At 73.0% G+C, this 18,791-nt stretch carries 15 protein-coding genes and 1 pseudogene; 7 read left to right on the plus strand and 9 right to left on the minus strand.

Annotation, left to right across the window (positions count from 1 at the left end; all coding sequences use genetic code 11):
* Positions 1-138 precede the first annotated feature (138 nt).
* Positions 139-1,122: an alpha/beta hydrolase gene (locus tag ACFY01_RS01680; protein WP_390733611.1), complete on the plus strand. Its 984-nt coding sequence runs from the start codon at positions 139-141 to the stop codon at positions 1,120-1,122.
* A 32-nt stretch (positions 1,123-1,154) separates the two neighbouring features.
* Positions 1,155-1,283: pseudogene (locus ACFY01_RS01685) on the plus strand (PucR family transcriptional regulator); the annotation flags it as partial.
* Positions 1,284-1,398: 115 nt separating this feature from the next.
* Here the strand turns inward: ACFY01_RS01685 and ACFY01_RS01690 are convergent.
* From ACFY01_RS01690 to ACFY01_RS01700, 3 genes are all read right to left on the minus strand, one after another.
* Entirely contained in the window at positions 1,399-5,463 is a 4,065-nt protein-coding gene (locus ACFY01_RS01690) for a molybdopterin-dependent oxidoreductase (protein WP_390734021.1), read from the minus strand.
* A 239-nt stretch (positions 5,464-5,702) separates the two neighbouring features.
* Positions 5,703-6,422 carry an alpha/beta fold hydrolase gene (locus ACFY01_RS01695; RefSeq protein ID WP_390733612.1) on the minus strand — a complete coding sequence of 240 codons (720 nt, stop codon included), beginning with the start codon at positions 6,420-6,422 and terminating at the stop codon, positions 5,703-5,705.
* Positions 6,423-6,442: 20 nt separating this feature from the next.
* Entirely contained in the window at positions 6,443-7,414 is a 972-nt protein-coding gene (locus tag ACFY01_RS01700; RefSeq protein WP_390733613.1) for an alpha/beta hydrolase, read from the minus strand.
* 238 nt (positions 7,415-7,652) lie between these two features.
* On the opposite strand from ACFY01_RS01700, the gene ACFY01_RS01705 reads away from it, so the two are divergent.
* Genes ACFY01_RS01705 through ACFY01_RS01720 form a run of 4 tightly spaced genes read left to right on the plus strand, consistent with a single transcriptional unit; the run spans position 7,653 to position 11,494 of the window.
* Positions 7,653-9,533 carry an amidohydrolase gene (locus tag ACFY01_RS01705; protein ID WP_390733614.1) on the plus strand — a complete coding sequence of 627 codons (1,881 nt, stop codon included), beginning with the start codon at positions 7,653-7,655 and terminating at the stop codon, positions 9,531-9,533.
* A 42-nt stretch (positions 9,534-9,575) separates the two neighbouring features.
* Positions 9,576-10,238 carry a hydrolase gene (locus tag ACFY01_RS01710; RefSeq protein ID WP_390733615.1) on the plus strand — a complete coding sequence of 221 codons (663 nt, stop codon included), beginning with the start codon at positions 9,576-9,578 and terminating at the stop codon, positions 10,236-10,238.
* A gap of 19 nt (positions 10,239-10,257) precedes the next feature.
* Positions 10,258-10,776 carry a DoxX family protein gene (locus tag ACFY01_RS01715; RefSeq protein ID WP_390733616.1) on the plus strand — a complete coding sequence of 173 codons (519 nt, stop codon included), beginning with the start codon at positions 10,258-10,260 and terminating at the stop codon, positions 10,774-10,776.
* Positions 10,757-11,494, plus strand: coding sequence for a YoaK family protein (locus ACFY01_RS01720; RefSeq protein ID WP_390733617.1), 738 nt, complete (start codon positions 10,757-10,759; stop codon positions 11,492-11,494). The genes ACFY01_RS01715 and ACFY01_RS01720 overlap by 20 nt, the downstream gene beginning before the upstream one ends.
* An 11-nt stretch (positions 11,495-11,505) precedes the next feature.
* Here the strand turns inward: ACFY01_RS01720 and glpK are convergent, their stop codons facing one another.
* Together glpK and ACFY01_RS01730 are read right to left on the minus strand one after the other, a co-directional pair.
* Positions 11,506-13,023, minus strand: coding sequence for a glycerol kinase GlpK (gene glpK / locus ACFY01_RS01725; protein WP_390733618.1), 1,518 nt, complete (start codon positions 13,021-13,023; stop codon positions 11,506-11,508).
* Positions 13,024-13,070: 47 nt separating this feature from the next.
* Positions 13,071-13,838 (minus strand): IclR family transcriptional regulator, encoded by a 768-nt coding sequence (locus ACFY01_RS01730; protein ID WP_390733619.1) that lies wholly within the window; start codon positions 13,836-13,838, stop codon positions 13,071-13,073.
* A 193-nt stretch (positions 13,839-14,031) separates the two neighbouring features.
* Here ACFY01_RS01730 and ACFY01_RS01735 point away from each other — a divergent pair, with 193 nt between their 5' ends.
* Positions 14,032-14,487 (plus strand): ATP-binding protein, encoded by a 456-nt coding sequence (locus ACFY01_RS01735; RefSeq protein ID WP_390733620.1) that lies wholly within the window; start codon positions 14,032-14,034, stop codon positions 14,485-14,487.
* Here the strand turns inward: ACFY01_RS01735 and ACFY01_RS01740 are convergent.
* From ACFY01_RS01740 to ACFY01_RS01755, 4 genes are all read right to left on the minus strand, one after another.
* On the minus strand, positions 14,478-15,626 hold the full coding sequence (locus ACFY01_RS01740; protein ID WP_390733621.1) for a PP2C family protein-serine/threonine phosphatase: 1,149 nt from the start codon (positions 15,624-15,626) through the stop codon (positions 14,478-14,480). The genes ACFY01_RS01735 and ACFY01_RS01740 overlap by 10 nt on opposite strands.
* A 102-nt stretch (positions 15,627-15,728) precedes the next feature.
* The gene (locus ACFY01_RS01745; protein WP_390733622.1) at positions 15,729-16,487 is read right to left on the minus strand and encodes an IclR family transcriptional regulator; all 759 of its coding nucleotides are present in this window, start codon (positions 16,485-16,487) and stop codon (positions 15,729-15,731) included.
* Positions 16,488-16,526: 39 nt separating this feature from the next.
* Positions 16,527-17,051, minus strand: coding sequence for a GNAT family N-acetyltransferase (locus ACFY01_RS01750; protein WP_390733623.1), 525 nt, complete (start codon positions 17,049-17,051; stop codon positions 16,527-16,529).
* 280 nt (positions 17,052-17,331) lie between these two features.
* The gene (locus tag ACFY01_RS01755; protein WP_390733624.1) at positions 17,332-18,786 is read right to left on the minus strand and encodes an FAD-dependent oxidoreductase; all 1,455 of its coding nucleotides are present in this window, start codon (positions 18,784-18,786) and stop codon (positions 17,332-17,334) included.
* Positions 18,787-18,791: the final 5 nt, after the last annotated feature.

Here is an 18,791-nt window from a genome sequence, read left to right on the forward strand (position 1 = left end):
AGACCGGTGGGCGGGGCGGGACGCCGTCGGGCCACCCGCCGTCCGGCGGGCAGGTTCCGCCGTACGGCGGCCTCCCGGCGGGCGGCGGCGCGCCGATGATGACCGTACGAGCCGCAGCACCCCGTGTGAGGAGAAGCCATGCCTTCGACCCCGCCCCCGCCCCCGTTCGACCCGGAACTCGCCGCCGCCCTGGAGACGATCAAGGACGCCATCTCGCCGGGGCTCACCCCGGAGGAGATCGACACCGCCCGGCAGGGACCGGGGATCGACCTGCTCGCGGATCTCGACCTCACCCTCGGCGGGGTGTTCGACGTGGAGGACCGCACGGTCCCGGGCCCCGAGGACGCACCCGACGTCTCCCTGCTGGTCTGCCGCCCGGTCGCCCCGGCGGGCAGCGGCCCGCTGCCGGTCGTCTACCACGTCCACGGCGGCGGCATGATCCTCGGCAACAACCGGGTCGGGGTCGACGGCCCGCTGGAGTGGGCGCGGGAACTCGGCGCGGTCGTGGTCTCCGTCGAATACCGGCTCGCCCCGGAACACCCTCACCCGGCGCCGGTCGACGACGTCCTCGCCGGCCTGCTGTGGACGGCCGAGCACGCCAAGGAGATCGGCGGCGACCCCGAGCGGATCGTGCTCGCGGGGGCCAGCGCCGGCGGTGGCCTCACCGCGGCGCTCGCCCTGCTGCTCCGCGACCGCCGGGGGCCGAGGCCCCTCGGGCAGATGCTGCTGTGCCCGATGCTCGACGACCGCAACGACACCGTCTCCAGCCACCAGATGGCGGGCCTCGGCATATGGGACCGCACGGCCAACGAGACCGGCTGGGGCGCCCTCCTCGGCGCGAGCCGGGGCGGCCCCGACGTGTCCCCGTACGCCGCCCCCGCCCGCGCCACCGACCTCTCCGGCCTCCCGCCGGCCTTCCTCGACGTCGGCTCCGCGGAGACCTTCCGCGACGAGGTCGTCGCCTACGCCTCCCGGATCTGGAGTTGCGGCGGCACCGCCGAACTCCACGTCTGGCCCGGCGGCTTCCACGGCTTCGACGGCTTCGCCCCCCAGGCGGCCCTGTCCCAGGCGGCCCGGGCGGCACAGCTGGAGTGGCTGCGCAGACTCCTCGCCGGGGGCTGACCGACGCCGGTGGTATGCCGCACCATGTGGGGATGAAAGAACTGGCCGGGCGGCTGGCCGCGGTGGATCCGGATGCCGGGGCCGCCGTGCGGGTCATCGCCTACTTCGACCGGCTGGCCGAGAGCCGGGCCGGGCTGGAGGCCTTGGTGCGGGGGGCCGCCTCGCCCACGCCGAGCACCTGCTGGGCTGGCCGGTGCGCAGCCCGCAGGGCCGGTTCCGGCTGCAACTCGCCCTCACCATGCGGCACTTGGCGCGGGACACGGCCAACGGTGGCGGTCAGTAGACGTCGCGCGCGTACCGCTTGTCGGCGGTGAGCTGTTTGACGTACGCCGCCGCTTCGTCCTCGGTCAGTCCGCCGTGGACCACGGCGATGTCCCTCAGGGCGCGGTCGACGTCCTTGGCCATGCGGGAGGCGTCGCCGCAGACGTAGAAGTGGGCGCCGTCCTGGAGCCAGGACCACAGCAGGGGGCCGTGTTCGCGCATCCGGTCCTGGACGTAGACCTTGGCGCGCTGGTCGCGGGAGAAGGCGGTGTCCAGACGGGTGAGCGTGCCCCCGGCGAGCAGGGCGGTCAGCTCCTCCTCGTAGTAGAAGTCGGTGGCCCGGTGCTGTTCGCCGAAGAACAGCCAGTTGGGGGCCCGGTGGTCACGGGCCCGGCGCTCCTGGAGGAAGCCGAGGAACGGGGCCACGCCGGTGCCCGGGCCGACCATCACCATGGGGGTGGCGGGGTCGGCGGGCGGCCGGAAGTGCGGTGAGCGCTGGACGTGGACGGGTACCGGGGTGCCCGCCTCGGCGTCGGCGAGGAAGGGGGAGCAGACGCCCTGCCGGGCGCGGCCGCGCCGGTTCTCGTACCGGACGACGGACACCGTCAGCGACACCAGGTGCGGGTCGGTCAGCGGGCTGGAGGAGATCGAGTACAGGCGGGGTTGCAGGCGGCCCAGCACGTCGGCCCAGGCCTGCGCGTCCGCGCGGACCCCGTACTCGGTGACGACGTCGACCGCCTGCCGGCCCCAGGACCACTTCGCCAGCTCGCCCTTGTTGTCCGGACGCAGCAGCTTGCGCAGCTCGCGCGGGTCGCGGGCCCGGTCGGCGACGAAGCGCAGCAGGCCGGGGCCGAGGCGGGTGATGTCGAGGTGGCGCAGGAAGGCGTCGCCGAGGGACACCTCGCCCACGCCGTCGACCCGTACCGCCGCGGAAGCGTCCAGGCCGGTGACGGCGAGCCATTCCGTCACCAGCTCCGGGGAGTTCAGGGGCCGTACGCCCAGCGCGTCGCCCGCCTCGTAGACGAGGGGCTGCTCGCTGCCGCTGGTGTCGAAGGTGAAGCGGCGGACCTCCTTGCCCGCGCCGGGCAGGCTGAGCAGCCGGTTGCCGGTCAGGCGGGCGGTGACCGGGGCGGGCTTCCGGGCGCGACCGGCGGCAGGGGCCGAAGCAGGGGGCAGGGCGGGGCCCGGGTCCGTCCGGGCGTCCTTGAGCGCGGTGAGCACCTCGTCGAGCCAGGCCTCGGCGGTGCTCGCGTAGTCGGGTTCGCAGTCGGTGCGCGGGGCCAGGCGGACCGCGCCGAGTTCGTCCAGGCGGCGGTCCAGGCGCCGGCCGTGCCCGCAGAAGTCGTCGTACGAGGAGTCGCCGAAGGCCAGTACGGCGTACCGCCGGCCCTCCAGGCGGCCGGCGTCGGGCGCGGCCAGGGTGTCCCAGAAGCCGGCCCCGTTGTCGGGGGCGTCGCCGTCGCCGAAGGTGCTGGTGATGAGCAGCAGGTCGGCGTCGGACGGCAGGGTGGTGAGGTCGGCCTCGTCCATGGCGACGAGGGAGGTGGCGTGGCCGCCGGAGGTGAGCCGGTCGGCGGTGGCGGCGGCGAACTCCTCGGCGTTGCCGGTCTGCGAGGCCCACAGGATCACGACCTGGCGGCCCGCGGGGGTCACGGCCTGCGGGACGCCGGCCGTCCTGGAGTACATCCCGGCGAGGGTGCCGTTGACCCACAGGGCGTGCTCGGGGCTGAACGGGGCGTCGGGCGGCAGCACCGGGACTCCGGGGGCGCCGACGGGTACACCGGCCAGGAAGCCGACGAGGTACTGCCGTTCGCGCTCGGTGAGGACGGGCGGCGGGGCGGGGTCGAGCCCGAAGACCGAGGCGGCGGCGGTGGGCGGGTTCGCGGACCCGGGCTGAGGCACCACGACCACCGGTGTCTCCTCGCGCGGGGGCCGCACGGTCACCGGCGCCGGCACCTTGGCCAGCGACACCGCGCACATCTTGAACCCGGGCTGGAAGGACAGCGGGTCCACGGCGTCGTTGGTGACGGCGTTGACGCTGAGGTACTCGCCGAACAGGTCGTTCCAGTGGAAGGGAGCGAAGCAGCAGCCCGGCCGTACCCGGTCGGTGACGACGGCGGGCAGCACGGCGCGCCCGCGCCGGGAGGCGACCTCCAGCGAGTCACCGTCGGCTATGCCGAGGGCGGCGGCGTCCTCGGGGTACACCTCGACGAAGGGGCCGGGGTTGAGCTTGTTCAGCCTGGGCACCTTCGCCGTCTTGGTGAGGGTGTGCCACTGGTGCTGGAGGCGGCCGGTGTTGAGGACGTACGGATAGTCGTCGTCCGGCATCTCGGCGGGCGGCAGATGCGGGCGGGCGTGGAAGGCGGCGCGGCCGGAGGGGGTGGGGAAGGTGAGGGTGCCGTCCTCGCCGACGTAGCGGACGGGGTTGCGGTCGGGGCCGTCGGGGGCCGGCGCGGGCCACTGGACGGGGGTGCCGTGCAGCCGCTCGTACGTCACCCCGCGCAGGTCGTAGCCGGTCAGCGGGTTGTGGGCCCGCTTGATCTCCTCGAAGACCTGCTCGGCGCTGTCATAGGAGAAGCCCTCTTCATAGCCCATGGCGCGGGCGACGGCGGCGATGATCCGCCAGTCGGCGGTGGCCTCGCCGGGCGGGTCGGCGGCGGGCCTGGCGAGGGTGAGGTTGCGTTCGCTGTTGACGAGGACGCCCTCGGACTCGGTCCACAGGGCGCCGGGCAGGACGACGTCGGCGTACGCGTTGGTCTCGGTGTCGGTGAAGACGTCCTGGGTGACGACGAACTCGGCGGCCTCCAGGCCCTCGATGACCGTGCGGCGGTTGGCGACGGACGCGACCGGGTTGGTGCAGATGATCCAGCAGGCCTTGATGTCGCCGTCGGCCATCTTCCGGAACATCTCGACGGTGCCCCGGCCGACACCGTCGGCGCGGACGGTGCCCGGGGGCAGCCCCCACAGCTCCTCCGCGAAGGCGCGGTCGGTGTCGACGAGGACGGACCGCTGGCCGGGCAGGCCGGGGCCCATGTAGCCCATCTCCCGGCCGCCCATGGCGTTGGGCTGGCCGGTGAGGGAGAAGGGGCCGCTGCCGGGGCGGCAGATCTTTCCGGTGGCGAGGTGGAGGTTGACCAGGGCGTTGGTGTTCCAGGTGCCGTGGGTGGACTGGTTGAGGCCCATCGTCCAGCAGCTGGTCCACTCCCCCGCCTCGCCGATCAGCCGGGCCGCCTCGCGGATGTCGTCCTCGGCCAGGCCGGTGAGCTCGGCGACGGCGGCGGGCGGGTACTCGGAGAGGAAAGCGGGCATCGCCTCCCAGCCCTCGGTGTGGGCGGCGATGAAGTCGGGGTCGGTGTGCCCGTTCTCGTGCAGCAGGTGCAGCAGGCCGTTGAGCAGCGCGAGGTCGGTGCCCGGCCTGATCTGGAGGAACAGGTCGGCCTTCGCGGCGGTGGCGGTGCGGCGCGGGTCGACGACGATCAGCTTGGCGCCGGCCGACTTCACCCGGTCCATCATGCGCAGGAAGAGGATGGGGTGGCAGTCGGCCATGTTCGAGCCGATGACCAGGAACACGTCCGCCCGGTCGAGGTCCTCGTAGGAGCCGGGCGGACCGTCCGCGCCGAGCGACAGCTTGTAGCCGGTGCCGGCACTGGCCATGCACAGCCGGGAGTTGGACTCGATCTGGTTGGTGCGGATGAATCCCTTGGCGAGCTTGTTGGCGAGGTACTGGGCTTCGAGGCTCATCTGTCCCGACACGTACAGGGCGACCGCGTCGGGCCCGTGCTCGTCGACGACCGCCCGCAGCCGGCCCGCCGTCTGAGCGACCGCCGCGTCCAGCGGGGCGGGCACCGGCTCGTCGCCGCGCTCGGGCCGGATCAGGGCCGTGGTCAGCCGCCCCGGGGCGGAGAGCATCTCGGCGGTGGTGGCGCCCTTGGTGCACAGCCGGCCGAAGTTCGCCGGGTGCTCCTTGTCGCCGGACGCCTTCAGGACCGTACGGCGCCCGTCCGGTCCCCTGCCGACGTCGAGGACCATGCCGCAGCCGACACCGCAGTACGAGCAGACCGTCCGCACCGTCTCCGGCATGCCGTCGCTCCCCGAGTCCGGCGCGGCCACGGGCGCCCCCTTTTCGTGTACTGGGTCGTCCTGTCGTACGCGGCGACGGTACGAAGGGCTCATTACACGAAGGTCGCTCAGCGGATCGTCGGGAGTTAAGACCGCCGCACACGGCGGGCCGAAGCCGTGTGAGCCCCGCCGCACGAGGCACACCGCGCGAACGCTCCCCCGGAGGGGCGCGTCCGCGCGGCGGAACCAGTGCGTGCCGGTCAGCTCGTCGTGCGGACCGCCTCGCGGATCAGGTCGGCGACCTCCTTGGGCCGGGAGACGGCGACCGCGTGGGAGGCGCCCTCGAGTTCCACGACGGTGGCGCCGGCGCGCTTGGCGCCGAAGCGTTCCACCTCGGGGTTGATCGCCTCGTCCGCGCCGGCGATCAGCGCCCAGGAGGGCTTGGTCTTCCAGGCGGCCGCGGTCGCGGTCTCCTCGAAAGCGGCGGCGGCGAGCGGACGCTGGGCGGCGGCGAGGATCTTGGTGACGCCCGCGGGCACGTCGGCGGCGAAGACCGACGGGAAGGCGTCCTCGGCGATGGTGACCTCGACGGCCTTCTCGCCGCCCGCCACCGGGTACGTCCACTCCTTGAGGTTGCTCACCAGCGGGGAGAGCGGGAAGCGGCCCTGGAGCTCGCCGAGGCTCTCGCCCTCCTCCAGGACGTAGGCGGCCACGTAGACCAGGCCGACGACGTTCTCGGTGGTGCCGGCCACGGTGATGAGGGCACCGCCGTAGGAGTGGCCGACCAGGATGACGGGGCCGTCGATCTGGGCGGCCACGGAGGCGACGTAGGCGGCGTCGGAGGCGAGGCCGCGCAGCGGGTTGGGCGGGGCGATCACGGGGATGCCGTGGCCCTGGAGTTCGGCGACGACCCCGGACCAGCTGCCGGCGTCCGCGAAGGCGCCGTGGATCAGGACGACGGTGGGGGTGGAGGTGGTCATGTCGGTGTGTCTCCCGGGGTTCAGGCGGTGTGCAGGGCGGCGCGCAGGGTGTCCGCGGCCAGCGTGATGGCGAACTGGGCCGCGTGGGTCCCGCGCATGGCGTTGACCATCACGAAGTCGTGGATGATGCCCTGGACCCGGACGGCGGTGACCGGGACCCCGGCCTCGCGCAGCTTGTTCGCGTAGGCCTCGCCCTCGTCGCGCAGCACGTCGGCCTCGGCGGTGATGACCAGGGCCGGGGGCAGACCGGTGAGCTGCTCGGTGGTGGCGCGCAGCGGGGAGGCGGTGATCTCGGCGCGCTGGGCCTCGTCGGTCGTGTACTGGTTCCAGAACCACTGCATGCCGTCGCGGCGCAGGAAGTAGCCCTCGGCGAACTGGTGGTAGGAGCCGGTGTCGAAGCTCGCGTCGGTGACCGGGTAGAAGAGGACCTGCTGGAGAAGCGGCAGGCCGCCGCGTTCCTTGGCCATCAGGGTCAGGGCGGCGGTCATGTTGCCGCCGACGGAGTCACCGGCCACGGCCAGGCGCGAGCCGTCCAGGTCCTTGGTGCCGCCCTGTTCCACGACCCACCGGGCGACCGCGTAGTTCTGCTCGATGGCGACCGGGTAGCGGGACTCGGGCGAGAGGTCGTACTCGGGGAAGACGACCGCCGCGCCGGCGCCGACGGCGAGTTCGCGGACCAGGCGGTCGTGGGTGTGGGCGTTGCCGAAGACCCAGCCGGCGCCGTGGATGTAGAGGATCACGGGAAGCCGTCCCGTCGCCCCCGCCGGGCGGACGACACGGGCGCGGACCTCGCCGGTCGGGCCGCCGGAGACGGTGATCCACTCCTCGTCGACGGCGGGCTTGTCGATGTCGCCGGACTGCACCTCGTCGACCGCCTTGCGCCCTTCGGCGGGGGGCAGGTCGAAGAGGTAGGGCGGGTTGGCGGTCGCCTCCGCGAAGGCGGCCGCCGCGGGCTCCAGTACCGGCGTGACCGGCCGGGCGGCGTCGGACATGGGTTTCTCCTGGTGTTCACAGTGGTGCGGTGATGAGTCGATACGCCGGTAACGGTAAATGCGCCGGAGGGCCGTCAATTGCCCACGAGTGCACTCGCTGTGTTCTCACAGCGCACCGAATGCCAGTGCACTGTGAGAACGGATTCGGTGCACGGACGGAACTTCCGCACCCGGCGGTCCGGCTTAGCGTGACACCGCAGCGAATCGATTTCGGGAGGGGTTTCCCACGGTGTCATCCATGCCGGTCGGCGGGCTGGTCCCGCGAGCCACCGACAATGCCGCGGAACTCGTCGTCCGCAATGCGCGGATCCATACGCAGGACCCGCGCCGCCCGTACGCGACGGCGCTCGCCGTGCGCGACGGTCTCATCACGGCCGTCGGCGACGACGCCGACGTGGCGGGCCGCGTCGGTCCGGACACGCGGGTCGTGGACGCGCTCGGCCGGCGGGTGGTGCCGGGCCTCAACGACGCCCATCTGCACGTGATCCGCGGCGGGCTCAACTACGTACTGGAACTGCGCTGGGACGGCGTGCCGACCCTGCGCCAGGGCCTGGCGATGCTGCGCGAGCAGGCCGCGCGCACCCCGAAGGGGCAGTGGGTGCGGGTGGTGGGCGGCTGGTCGGCGGAGCAGTTCGCCGAGCGGCGGCTGCCGACGGTCGCGGAGCTGAACGCCGCCGCGCCGGACACCCCGGTGTTCGTCCTGCACCTCTACCAGGCGGCCGTGCTCAACCGGGCGGCGCTCAAGGCGGCCGGATTCGGCAGGGACACGCCCGACCCCAGGGGCGGGCAGATCGTCCGCGGCCGGGACGGGGAGCCGACGGGCATGCTGCTGGCCGCCCCGAGCGCCCTGGTCCTGTACTCGACGCTGGCCAGGGCGCCGGTGTTGGAAGGCGAGGACCAGAAGACCTCGACCCTGCATTTCCTGCGCGAACTCAACCGGTTCGGGCTGACGTCCGCGATCGACGCGGCCGGCGGATTCCAGAATTTCCCGGACAATTACCGGACGGTCGTGGAACTGGCCGCGGAAGGCCGGCTGTCACTGCGGATCGCCTATCACCTCTTTCCGCAGACACCGGGGCAGGAGATATCCGACCTGACCCGCTGGATGGAAATGGCCCGGCCCGGGGACGGGGACGCCTGGCTGCGCCTCAACGGCGCGGGTGAGAACCTGACCTGGGCGGCGGCGGATTTCGAGAATTTCAGCCAGCCGCGTCCGGAACTCGCCCCCGATTACGAGGCGGAGTTCGAGAACGCGGTCCGGCTGCTCATGGAGCACGGCTGGGGCTTCCGGCTGCACGCCACCTACGACGAGACCATCCGCCGCGACCTCGCGGTGTTCGAGTCACTCGCCGCGGACGGGCTCTTCCCGGCCGGGAACCGCTGGCTGTTCGACCACGCGGAGACCGTCTCCCCCGACAGCCTCGACCGCATCGCCGCGCTCGGCGGGGCGCTGTCCGTGCAGAACCGGCTGTCCTTCCAGGGCGAGGCCTTCGCACGCCGCTACGGAACGGGAGCCGCCGCTCAGGCTCCGCCGATCGGCGCGATGCTGGAGCGCGGGCTGACGGTCGGCGCCGGCACGGACGCCACGCGGGTCTCCAGCTACAACCCGTGGATCGCCCTGCACTGGCTGGTCAGCGGCCGTACCGTCGGTGACCTGGCGCTCCGCGCGCCCCGGCACCGTCTCGACCGGGAGACCGCGCTGGCGCTGTTCACCCGGTCCGGGGCCGCGCTGACCGGCGAGGAGGACGTCAAGGGCGTGCTGCGGCCCGGCTGCTTCGCGGACCTCGCGGTCCTCTCCGAGGACTTCCTCACCGTGGCCGAGCCGCTGATCCCGCACATCGAGTCGCTGCTGACGGTCACCGGCGGCCGGATCGTGTACGCCGCCGCCGAGTACGAGGGCCTCGACGAGGAACTGCCCCCGGTCAGCCCCGCCTGGAGCCCGGTGGCGCACTTCGGCGGCTACCAGGCGGCACCCGGCGCGGGTCTGCCGGGCGCCCGGCAGGCCGAGTCGCTGGCCGAGGCCGTCGCCGAGGCGGAACTGCACCGCCGGTGGCGGGTACGGCGCGGCACCCTCGCGCCCACGGCGGGCGCCGCCTTCGACCCCTGCTTCTCCCTCTGATCACCACTCTCAAGACCCCCTCACACAAGGAAAGGCACACTCATGCCCGACATCACCGAGGTCACCGCCGCTCCCAGCCCCGACCTGCTCACCCCCGACAACTGCGCGGTGCTGTTCGTCGACCACCAGCCGCAGATGTTCTTCGGCACCGGCAGCGGCGACCGCACCGCGATCATCAACGCGACCGTGGGCCTGGCCAAGGCCGCCGAGGTGTTCGACGTCCCCGTGGTACTGAGCACGGTGGCCGCCGAGTCCTTCTCCGGCCCGATCCTGCCGCAGCTCGCGGCGGTCTTCCCGGAGCGGAAGATCATCGACCGCAGCACGATGAACGCCTGGGAGGACCTCGCCTTCGTCGAGGCGGTCAAGGCCACCGGCCGTGAGAAGCTGGTGATCGCCGGGCTGTGGACCGAGGTCTGCGTCGTCCTGCCGACCCTGTCCGCGCTGGCCCAGGGCTACGAGGTGTACGTGGTCACCGACGCGTCCGGCGGGGTCAGCCCACAGGCCCACGAGCACGCGGTGCAGCGCATGGTCCAGGCGGGCGCCGTGCCGGTGACCTGGGTGCAGGTGCTGCTGGAACTCCAGCGGGACTGGGCGCGTACGGAGACGTACGTCCCGGTCACGGACGTCGTCAAGGAGCACGGCGGCGCCTACGGCATGGGCATCGTCTACGCGCAGTCCGTCCTCGGCGCCCACGCGGCCGGCTGAGCGGGGCGGAAACGACACGATGGACACCGGACTGTTGGTCCTGAGGCTGGTGGCGGGTCTCCTCATCGCCGGCCATGGAGTGCAGAAGGTCAGTTTCCGGCTGGGGGGCAACGGTCTGGCGGGCGGTACCGAGGAGTTCCGGCACGACGGCTTCCGCGGCGGCCGGCTCACCGCGCTCGCCGCGGGCGGCAGCCAGGTCGGCGCGGGCGTGTTCCTGGCGGCCGGGCTGCTGACTCCCGCGGCGGCGATGGCCGCCATGGGGGTGATGACGGTCGCCTCCACCGTGAAGTGGCGCAACGGGCTGTGGGTGCAGAACGACGGCTACGAGTATCCGGTGGTCCTCGTCGTCGTCTCCGGGGCACTGGCGCTGACCGGCCCCGGCCGTTGGTCGGCCGACCACGTCCTCGGGCTGACTCCGTGGCCGTGGTGGGCCGGGGTCGCGGCGATCGTCGCCGGTCCGGTCAGCGGGCTGCTCACCCGGGCGGTGCTGCGCCGCCCCGCGCCCGAGGGGGCCCGGTATGCGCCGGCTGCTGACTGACGCGGCCCGCACCCTGGTGCCGCCCGCCGGCGACCGGCACGGCCCGCTGCCGCCGCTGATGCTGACCCTGACCGTGGTCACGGGGCTGGTCGACGCGGTGAGCTATCTGGCGCTCGGCCACGTCTTCGTCGCCAACATGACGGGGAACGTGGTCTTCCTCGGCTTCGCCCTGGCGGGCACGGCCGGACTGTCGGCGCTCGCGTCCGTCGTGTCGCCGGCGGCGTTCCTGCTGGGGGCGCTCGCCGGCGGCCGGCTGGGCACCCGGTTCGCCGCCCACCGCGGGCTCCTGCTGCGTACGGCCACGGCAGTGCAGACGGTGCTCGTGGCCGCCGCGGTGGCGGTCGCCGCGCTCTGCGACGGTCACGTCACCACCGGCGCACGGTACGCCCTGATCGTGTCGCTGGGGCTCGCCATGGGCCTCCAGAACGCGGTGGCCCGCCGGCTGGGCGTGCCCGACCTCACCACCACCGTCCTGACGCTCACCCTGACCGGACTGGCCGCCGACTCCGCTCCGGCGGGCGGGGCGGCGCCACGGCCGGGCCGCCGGCTGCTGTCGGTGCTGGCCATGTTCGCCGGCGCGCTCGCGGGCGCCGCACTCCTCGGGCACGGCCACCTGGTGCTGACGCTGGGCCTCGCCCTCGTGCTGCTGGCGGTCACCTCGCTGGCCACGCACCGGCTCTCCACGGCCGACGCGGTCTGGGCGAGGGCGCAGAGCTGACCGGGTGCTCCTCACGAGCCGTTCTTCGGCGATCTGATCCAGCCCAGTGAGCGCTCCACGGCCCGCTGCCAGTTGTCGTACTCCTGCTCCCGCCGCTCGGGGTCCATGTCGGGCAGCCACTGGGCGGCCCGGTGCCAGTTGCGGCGCAGGACCTCCAGGTCCGGCCAGTAGCCGGCGGCGAGGCCCGCGGCGTAGGCGGCGCCGAGGGAGACCGTCTCGGCGACCATGGGCCGCACCACGGGCACGTCGAGCACGTCGGCCACGAACTGCATGAGCAGGTTGTCGGCCGTCATGCCGCCGTCCACCTTCAGCTCCCGCAGGCCGAACGGGGAGTCGGCGTTCATCGCGTCGACGACCTCGCGCGTCTGCCAGCCGGTGGCCTCCAGGACGGCCCGCGCCAGGTGCCCCTTGGTGATGTACGAGGTCAGGCCGACGATGACCCCGCGTGCGTCGCTGCGCCAGCGGGGCGCGAACAGCCCGGAGAAGGCGGGGACGATGTAGCAGCCGCCGTTGTCCTCGACCGATCGTGCGAGGGTCTCGATCTCCGGCGCGGAGCTGATCAGGCCGAGGCGGTCGCGGAACCACTGGACCAGGGAGCCGGTGACGGCTATCGAGCCCTCCAGGGCGTAGACCGGGGGCTGGGCGCCGATCTTGTAGGCGACGGTCGTGAGGAGCCCGTGCCGGGACCGTATGACGTCGGCGCCGGTGTTGAGCAGCAGGAAGCTGCCCGTTCCGTAGGTGCACTTCGCCTCGCCCGGGGAGAAGCAGGTCTGCCCGAAGAGTGCGGCCTGCTGGTCGCCGAGGGCGGCCGTGACACGGATGCCCGGCATGACCGAGCGGGCTTCGCCGTAGGTCTCGGCGGAGGACCGGATCTCGGGCAGCATCGGCCGGGGCACACCGAAGAACGCCAGCAGTTCCTCGTCCCAGGTGAGCGTGCGGATGTTCATCAGCATGGTGCGGCTGGCGTTGGTGGGGTCGGTGATGTGCAGGCCGCCGTCCACGCCTCCGGTGAGGTTCCAGATCAGCCAGCTCTCCATCGTGCCGAACAGCACCTCGCCGTCCCTGGCCCGCTGTTCCAGCCCGTCGACCCGGTCGAACAGCCAGCGGATGCGCAGCGCGGAGAAGTAAGTCGAAGGGGGGAGGCCGCAGCGGTCCAGGAAGAACTCCTCGCCGGGTTCGCGCTTGAGGTCCTCCACGAGCGGTGCCGTGCGGGTGTCCTGCCAGACGATCGCCCTGCCCACCGGCTCGCCCGTCCGCCGGTCCCAGAGCACCGTCGTCTCCCGCTGGTTGGTGATGCCGATGGCGGCGACCTCCTGGACGGCGACATCGGCACCGGACAGGGCCTCGGGCACGATCCGCACCAGGTTGCGCCAGATCTCGACGGCGTCGTGCTCGACCCATCCGGGCCTGGGGAAGTGCTGACGGTGCTCGCGCTGGGCCACGGTCACCAGCCGGCCATGGTGGTCGAACAGAATGCATCGGGTGGAGTTGGTGCCCTGATCGACGGACATCACATACCGCTCAACCATGATCGGTTCTGTCCTTCCGATGTGTCGCGGCGGGTGCTGGCGGCGCATCACCAGCGGGCCGCTCCCAGGTCTCTGGAGATCGCCCGGGCGGCCTCGCGCAGCAGCGTGATCAGGTTCGGCCGGGGCCGGCCCTGACTGTCACAGATCCGCTCGACCGGGCCGGACAGTCCGATGGCACCCACCACGAGGCCGCCGTGCCCCCTGATCGGCGCGGCGACACCGGCCTCGCCCATGCTCATCTCCTGGACCTCGGCGGCCCAGCCGACCTCCCTGACCTCGGCCAGGGCCCGGTTGAGCTGCTCCGGGACGGCGAGGGTGTGACGGGTGTACGCCTCGAGGCCGGGTTCCAGGGCCTCCTCCAGGGGGGCGGTCCCGAAGGCCAGCAGGACCTTGCCGAGCGAGGACGCGTGCAGCGGCAGCAGCGAGCCCACGTCCAGGGTCTGGAGGCTGTCGTCGGGCCGGAAGACGTGGTGGACGACGAGGACCTGGCCCTCCAGCGGGGTACCCAGGCGGACCGCTTCGCCGCTGCGGGCGGCCAGGGCGTCGGCCCAGTTGATGGAGCGCGACCGCAGCTCGTTGACGTCGAGGTAACTGGTGCCGAGGTGCAGCAGGGCGGCCCCGAGCTGGTACTTACCGGTCGCCGCGTCCTGCTCCACGAAGTCGACGTGCTGGAGTGTGCGCAGGATGCCGTGGGTGGTGCCCTTCGCCAGCCCGAGCGAGGCCGCCACCTCGCCGAGTCCGAGTCGGCGGGGGCCACCGGCGAGCAGACGCAGGATCGCCGCCGCCCGTTCGATCGACTGGACCGGGCCGGTCATGGACCGAGCCTATTACCGCTGTGGGCTGTCCGCTTTTCGTGCAGGTCGAAGGGGTCGGCGGGGGCCGCTCGGGAGCGTTCGGCAATGCCGACCGACGTTCATTGACCGGGTTCGTCCGGCTTCATAGTTTGCTACGAGGCCCGGCACCGCGCGCTGAGGCCAGGCGCACCGCCGGTTCACGGGAGGAGACCTGATGTCGGTACAGCTGGAGCTCGATCCGATGCCTCGCGACACAGTGGAGCACGTCTTCGCGCTGCCGCCCGTCAGCGGGGCCGTTTCCGCCGTGCGCCGACGGGCCGGGGCGGTGCTGGCCGGCTGGGACGTGTCCCCGGAGATCCTCGAGGACTCCCTGCTCGTGGTGTCGGAGCTGCTCACCAACGCGCTCGTGCACGCCCTGCCCCCGGCGGAGCTGCGGCTGTCCTGGGTCCGGGGTGAGGGGACCGGCACCCTGCGTGTCGAGGTCACCGACGCGGGGCCGGCGCGCACGGCTGGGCAGTCACCGGCCTGTGTCGACCCGGACGAGCACGGCCGGGGCGAGCACATCGTCCACGCGCTGGCCGCCCGGCACGGCATCCGTATCCACTCCGGCGGAATCACCCGGTGGGCCGACCTCGTCACGGCGGCACACGGCCGGACGGCTCAGACCTGAGCGAACCCGGCGACGGCGGACCCGGCGGCCGGCCCTTCCGTGTCGGCCGGTACGCGCAGCAGGAGCAGCGCGGCGTCGTCGTGCAGCCGGCCGCCCACATGGGCCAGCAGTTCGTCATGGAGCGCGTCGAGGGTGCGTGCCGGTTCGCCGGAGACATGGCGGGCCAGCCCCTCGGCGAGAGGGTAGAACTCACGGTCGTGGTCGCGGGCCTCCGTGACCCCGTCCGTGTACAGCAGCAGCTGGTCCCCGTCGGCGAACGGCAGCACCTGGAGGCTGGGGGCCTGGCCGGAGAGGGCGCGCAGGCCCAGGGGCGGGGTCGGGTGGGCCGGTTCCACCGCCTCGACGCCTCCGGAGTCGCGCACCAGCAGCGGGGGCGCGTGGCCGCAGTTGACGACCTCCAGACGTCCGGGCGACGGGTATCCGGCGACCACGGCGGTGACGAAGTCGTCGTCTCCGAGGTTGCGTGCCAGGCTCCGCTCGATCCTGCCGACCACGGCGAGGAGATCGGGCTCGTCGTAGGCGGCCTCCCGGAAGACACCGAGGACCAGGGCGGCGGTGCCCACGGCGGGCAGTCCCTTGCCGCGCACGTCACCGACGATCAGCCGCACCCCGTAGGGGGTGGGCACCAGGGCGTAGAGGTCCCCGCCGATACGGGCCTCCGCCGCCGCGGCGCTGTAGCGGACGGCCACCTGGAACGGTCCGACCGTCGTGGGTACGGGCTTGAGCAGCGCGTGCTGGGCGGCCTCCGCGACCGACCGGACGGCCGCCAGCACCCTTTCCCGGCGGCCGCGCCGCGCGCTGGTCAGGCAGCTGGCCAGGGTGACGGCCAGCAGGGCGGACAGCACGGCCGTCAGTTCGCCGAGCGGAACACCGTCGCGGGCGCCCAGCGTCGCGCTCAGAGTGGCGGCGAGGAGCCCCACGCACAGCACTCCGCGCGGACCGTTGGTCGTGGCGGACAGCGCGGGTCCGGCGGCGAGCAGGGGCAGCCAGATCATCCCTGCTCCGCCGAGGAGGTCGACGAGCACGACGAGGCAGACGATCAGCACGGGCAGTACGGGGGCCGCTCGATGACCGGCCGCTCGGCCACTGAGCAGTCGTGTCGGCCAGTGGCCGAGGCCATGGTTTCGGGCCTGACTCATGTATTTTCCGCAGTCCTCACCTGTGCGCCGGGGGGAGACTCCCGAAAAGTCCGTTTCATCCAGGAAACGGGTTTGTTCCCCCGCGAGACAAGCAGCGGAATTTCAGATAGTGAGCGACAGGCCTCTGGTCACGCGGCTCGCGGTCGGGAGCAGCCGCGCCCTGATCTCCTCGATCCGGGAGATCCGGTCCGCGGGCAGCGAGACGCCGAGCGAGCCGAGTGTGTCCCCGCTGTAGACGGGCACCGCGATGCACACCGTGCCGAGAGAGTACTCCTCCAGGTCCGTGACCGCCGGGGCCACGGGCGAGGTGTCGAGCCGCCGGAGCAGTTCGACGGCGCTGGTGATGGTCCGCGGGGTGAGATCGGGCAGGTGGTGGCGGGAGAGGTAGTCCTGGCGGGAATCCTCGTCCAGCTCGCGCAGCACGGACTTGCCCAGCGCGGTGGCGTGCCCCGCGTCCTCGAATCCCACCCACAGGTCGACCCGGGGCGCCCTGGGACCGTCGACGATCTCCGCGACCCGGATCTCGCCCTCCTCGTAGAAGGTCAGGTAGGTGGCGGTGGCGAACTCGTCGCGCAGCGCGGCGAGCGTGGGCCGGATCCGGCTGAGCAGTGCCTGCCCGCTGCCCCTGGTGTGCAGCGTCTGGAGCTTGTCGCCCAGGACGAAGACACCGTCGTCGAGTTTGCGCACGTACCCGTCGTGCACGAGCGTGCGCAGCAGGTGGTAGGCGGTGGCGAGGGGCAGGCCCGTCTCCCGCGCCAGCTGCTTCGCCGGCGCGCCGTTGGCGTGCGCGCTCACCGCCTCCAGCAGGCGGAACGCCCGTTGCACGGAGCCGATGAGCGTCGGGCCGTCGTGACCAGGCATACCACCAGCGTGCGCCGAGCACCCGAGCTCAGGCAAGGTCTACGCCAGGTCCCGGGTGAAGGTCACGCGGTGGAGGCCGGGGCCGTCGTAGTCGGGCCGGACCGGGGAGACGGTGAAGCCGAGGCGGGTGTGGAAGGCCTGGGAGGCGGTGTTCTGCGGGCTGGTGACGCAGTGCACGAAGCGGCGGCCGTCGGACCGGGCCAGCTCGAAGAAGGACCGGTAGAGGGCACGGCCGACACCCCGGCCGTGCAGTGCCGGGTCGACGCCGACGAAGTGCACGTACGCGGCGTCGGGGTCGGTCTGCGACAGGAACCCGACGAGGAAGGCCGCGAGTTCGCCGTCCGCGTGCGCGCCGTCGCCGTGCTCGCCGTCCGCGTGCTCGACCAGGTAACTGGTGGTGGTGAAGTGCTGGAAGTACAGGCGGGGCAGCAGCAGGGCGCGCTCCCGGGCCCCGGCCGCGCCCTTGAGGCCGCCCCACCACGCCTCGAGCACGGCCAGCACCCTCGGGTGGTCGTCGGCGGCGGGGTGCCGGGCCGTCAGGCCCTCGGGAAGATCGTCGATCACGGGGGCAGTCTTCCAGTGGCGCGGGCGTGGCGCGCGGGATACGGGGAACACACAGCATTTCTGACGAAGGAGGCGAACATGGTCCAGCCACCCATCCCCGTCCCGCCGGAGCCCACACCGCCGGTGCCGGGTCCGGGGCGCCCCGATCCGGCGCCCGGTCCCCCGCTGCCGGACCCGGTGCCCGAACCGCCGCCCGGTCCGTCGCCCACCCCGCCCCCCGACCCGCGTCCGCCCGAGCCCGGTCCCGTACCGGAGCCGTCCCCGGTGTGAGCCCCGACGGTCACCGAGGGGTCGGCGCGAGGTCGGTGGTCTCGCAGTGCAGGCGGGCGCCCTGGCGCAGGAGTTCCTGCTGGACGACCCGGTGGGGCACCTCGCGGGGGCGCCGGCCCAGGCGGACGGCGAGCGCGGCGCAGACGCCCGCGGCCTGGCCGGTGGCCATCGCGATGGGCATCACGCGGTACGAGGAGTGCGCCACGTGGGTGCCGGAGATGCAGCGGCCGGCGACGAGCAGCCGTTCGATGCCGCGGGGCAGCAGCGCGCGCAGCGGGATGTCGTAGAAACGCCCCCGGGGCACGCGCTTGAGGACGGTTCCGGTGCCCTGCGGGTTGTGGATGTCGATCGGGTACGCGCCGTGCGCGACGACGTCCGGGAAGGCGCGGGCCTGGAGGATGTCGTGCCCGGTGAGCTGGTAGTCGCCGAGGATGCGGCGGGTCTCCCGGACGCCGATCTGGGTGCCGCTCTGCACCGCGTAGGCGTTCTCGAAGCCCGGGACGCGGCTGCGCAGGAACCGGTCGATCTGGGCCATCTGGTGGCGGGCGAGGTACTCGGCCCGGGTCAGGTCCCAGACGTCGGTGCCCAGCGCGCCGGTGACCCGGGTGCTGTTGACGGCGACCTCGCCCGGGTGCGGGGTGCCGAAGAACAGGATGTCCTCTCGGGACAGGTTCAGCTCGCCCGCCGCGGTGGCCTCCTCGACCAGGTCCCACAGCCCGTGCACACCGCGCCACTGGTCGGGGTGGGAGCGCACGTACTCGGCGAACCGCGGCCGCGCGAAGTCGGCGACCCGGAACATCAGCGTCATCGGCTGCACCAGGCCGTCCTCGGGGCGGCCGATCTCGCAGGGCGCTCCGCAGGCGGTGGCCACGTCGCCGTCGCCGGTGGCGTCGACCACGGCCGCGGCGTCGATCACCACCGGTCCCGACTTGGTCTCGAACGCCACCCGCCAGCCGTCGTCCAGGGGCAGCGCGGTGGAGGCGAAGGCGTGCAGCAGCAGCCGCACGCCCGCGCCGTCGAGCAGGTCCAGCAGGACGAGCTTGAAGATCTCCGGGTCGAACGGCACGGTGTAGCCGGTCTCCAGCGAGGGTGGGATACATCCGCCGCGTTCGGTGAGCCGGTCCAGCAGCCGCCACAGGAAGCCGGCGACCACCGCCTCGCCCTCGCCGTGGTCGCCGGGCAGCAGCCGGTCGCCCTGTTCCCAGGGATCGGCGAACACGGCCTGCTTGTGCTCGTTGTGGAAGGACATCAGCGGCATCACCAGGGCCACCGTGGCGTTGCCGCCGAGGAAGCCGTAGCGCTCCACGAGCACCACGTCGGCGCCGGCGTCGGCGGCCGCGTACGCGGCGGCGGTGCCGGCCGGGCCGCCGCCGACCACCAGGACGTCCGCCCTCCCGCCGTGCCGGGCGGGGCGCGGCGGGAGGGTGACGGTCCTGGGCCGGCTCGGTTCTTCCAGCAGGGGCATCGCCG

This window comes from Streptomyces sp. NPDC001480, assembly GCF_042894725.1.
Taxonomy (GTDB): Bacteria; Actinomycetota; Actinomycetes; order Streptomycetales; family Streptomycetaceae; genus Streptomyces.

What these genes read in the sequence shown, in the direction of transcription:
- ACFY01_RS01680 (WP_390733611.1), top strand. Translation starts at nt 139, where the DNA reads ATGCCTTCGACCCCGCCCCCGCCCCCGTTCGACCCGGAACTCGCCGCC.
- ACFY01_RS01690 (WP_390734021.1), bottom strand. Translation starts at nt 5,463, where the DNA reads ATGCCGGAGACGGTGCGGACGGTCTGCTCGTACTGCGGTGTCGGCTGC.
- ACFY01_RS01695 (WP_390733612.1), bottom strand. Translation starts at nt 6,422, where the DNA reads ATGACCACCTCCACCCCCACCGTCGTCCTGATCCACGGCGCCTTCGCG.
- ACFY01_RS01700 (WP_390733613.1), bottom strand. Translation starts at nt 7,414, where the DNA reads ATGTCCGACGCCGCCCGGCCGGTCACGCCGGTACTGGAGCCCGCGGCG.
- ACFY01_RS01705 (WP_390733614.1), top strand. Translation starts at nt 7,653, where the DNA reads ATGCCGGTCGGCGGGCTGGTCCCGCGAGCCACCGACAATGCCGCGGAA.
- ACFY01_RS01710 (WP_390733615.1), top strand. Translation starts at nt 9,576, where the DNA reads ATGCCCGACATCACCGAGGTCACCGCCGCTCCCAGCCCCGACCTGCTC.
- ACFY01_RS01715 (WP_390733616.1), top strand. Translation starts at nt 10,258, where the DNA reads ATGGACACCGGACTGTTGGTCCTGAGGCTGGTGGCGGGTCTCCTCATC.
- ACFY01_RS01720 (WP_390733617.1), top strand. Translation starts at nt 10,757, where the DNA reads ATGCGCCGGCTGCTGACTGACGCGGCCCGCACCCTGGTGCCGCCCGCC.
- glpK (WP_390733618.1), bottom strand. Translation starts at nt 13,023, where the DNA reads ATGGTTGAGCGGTATGTGATGTCCGTCGATCAGGGCACCAACTCCACC.
- ACFY01_RS01730 (WP_390733619.1), bottom strand. Translation starts at nt 13,838, where the DNA reads ATGACCGGCCCGGTCCAGTCGATCGAACGGGCGGCGGCGATCCTGCGT.
- ACFY01_RS01735 (WP_390733620.1), top strand. Translation starts at nt 14,032, where the DNA reads ATGTCGGTACAGCTGGAGCTCGATCCGATGCCTCGCGACACAGTGGAG.
- ACFY01_RS01740 (WP_390733621.1), bottom strand. Translation starts at nt 15,626, where the DNA reads ATGAGTCAGGCCCGAAACCATGGCCTCGGCCACTGGCCGACACGACTG.
- ACFY01_RS01745 (WP_390733622.1), bottom strand. Translation starts at nt 16,487, where the DNA reads ATGCCTGGTCACGACGGCCCGACGCTCATCGGCTCCGTGCAACGGGCG.
- ACFY01_RS01755 (WP_390733624.1), bottom strand. Translation starts at nt 18,786, where the DNA reads ATGCCCCTGCTGGAAGAACCGAGCCGGCCCAGGACCGTCACCCTCCCG.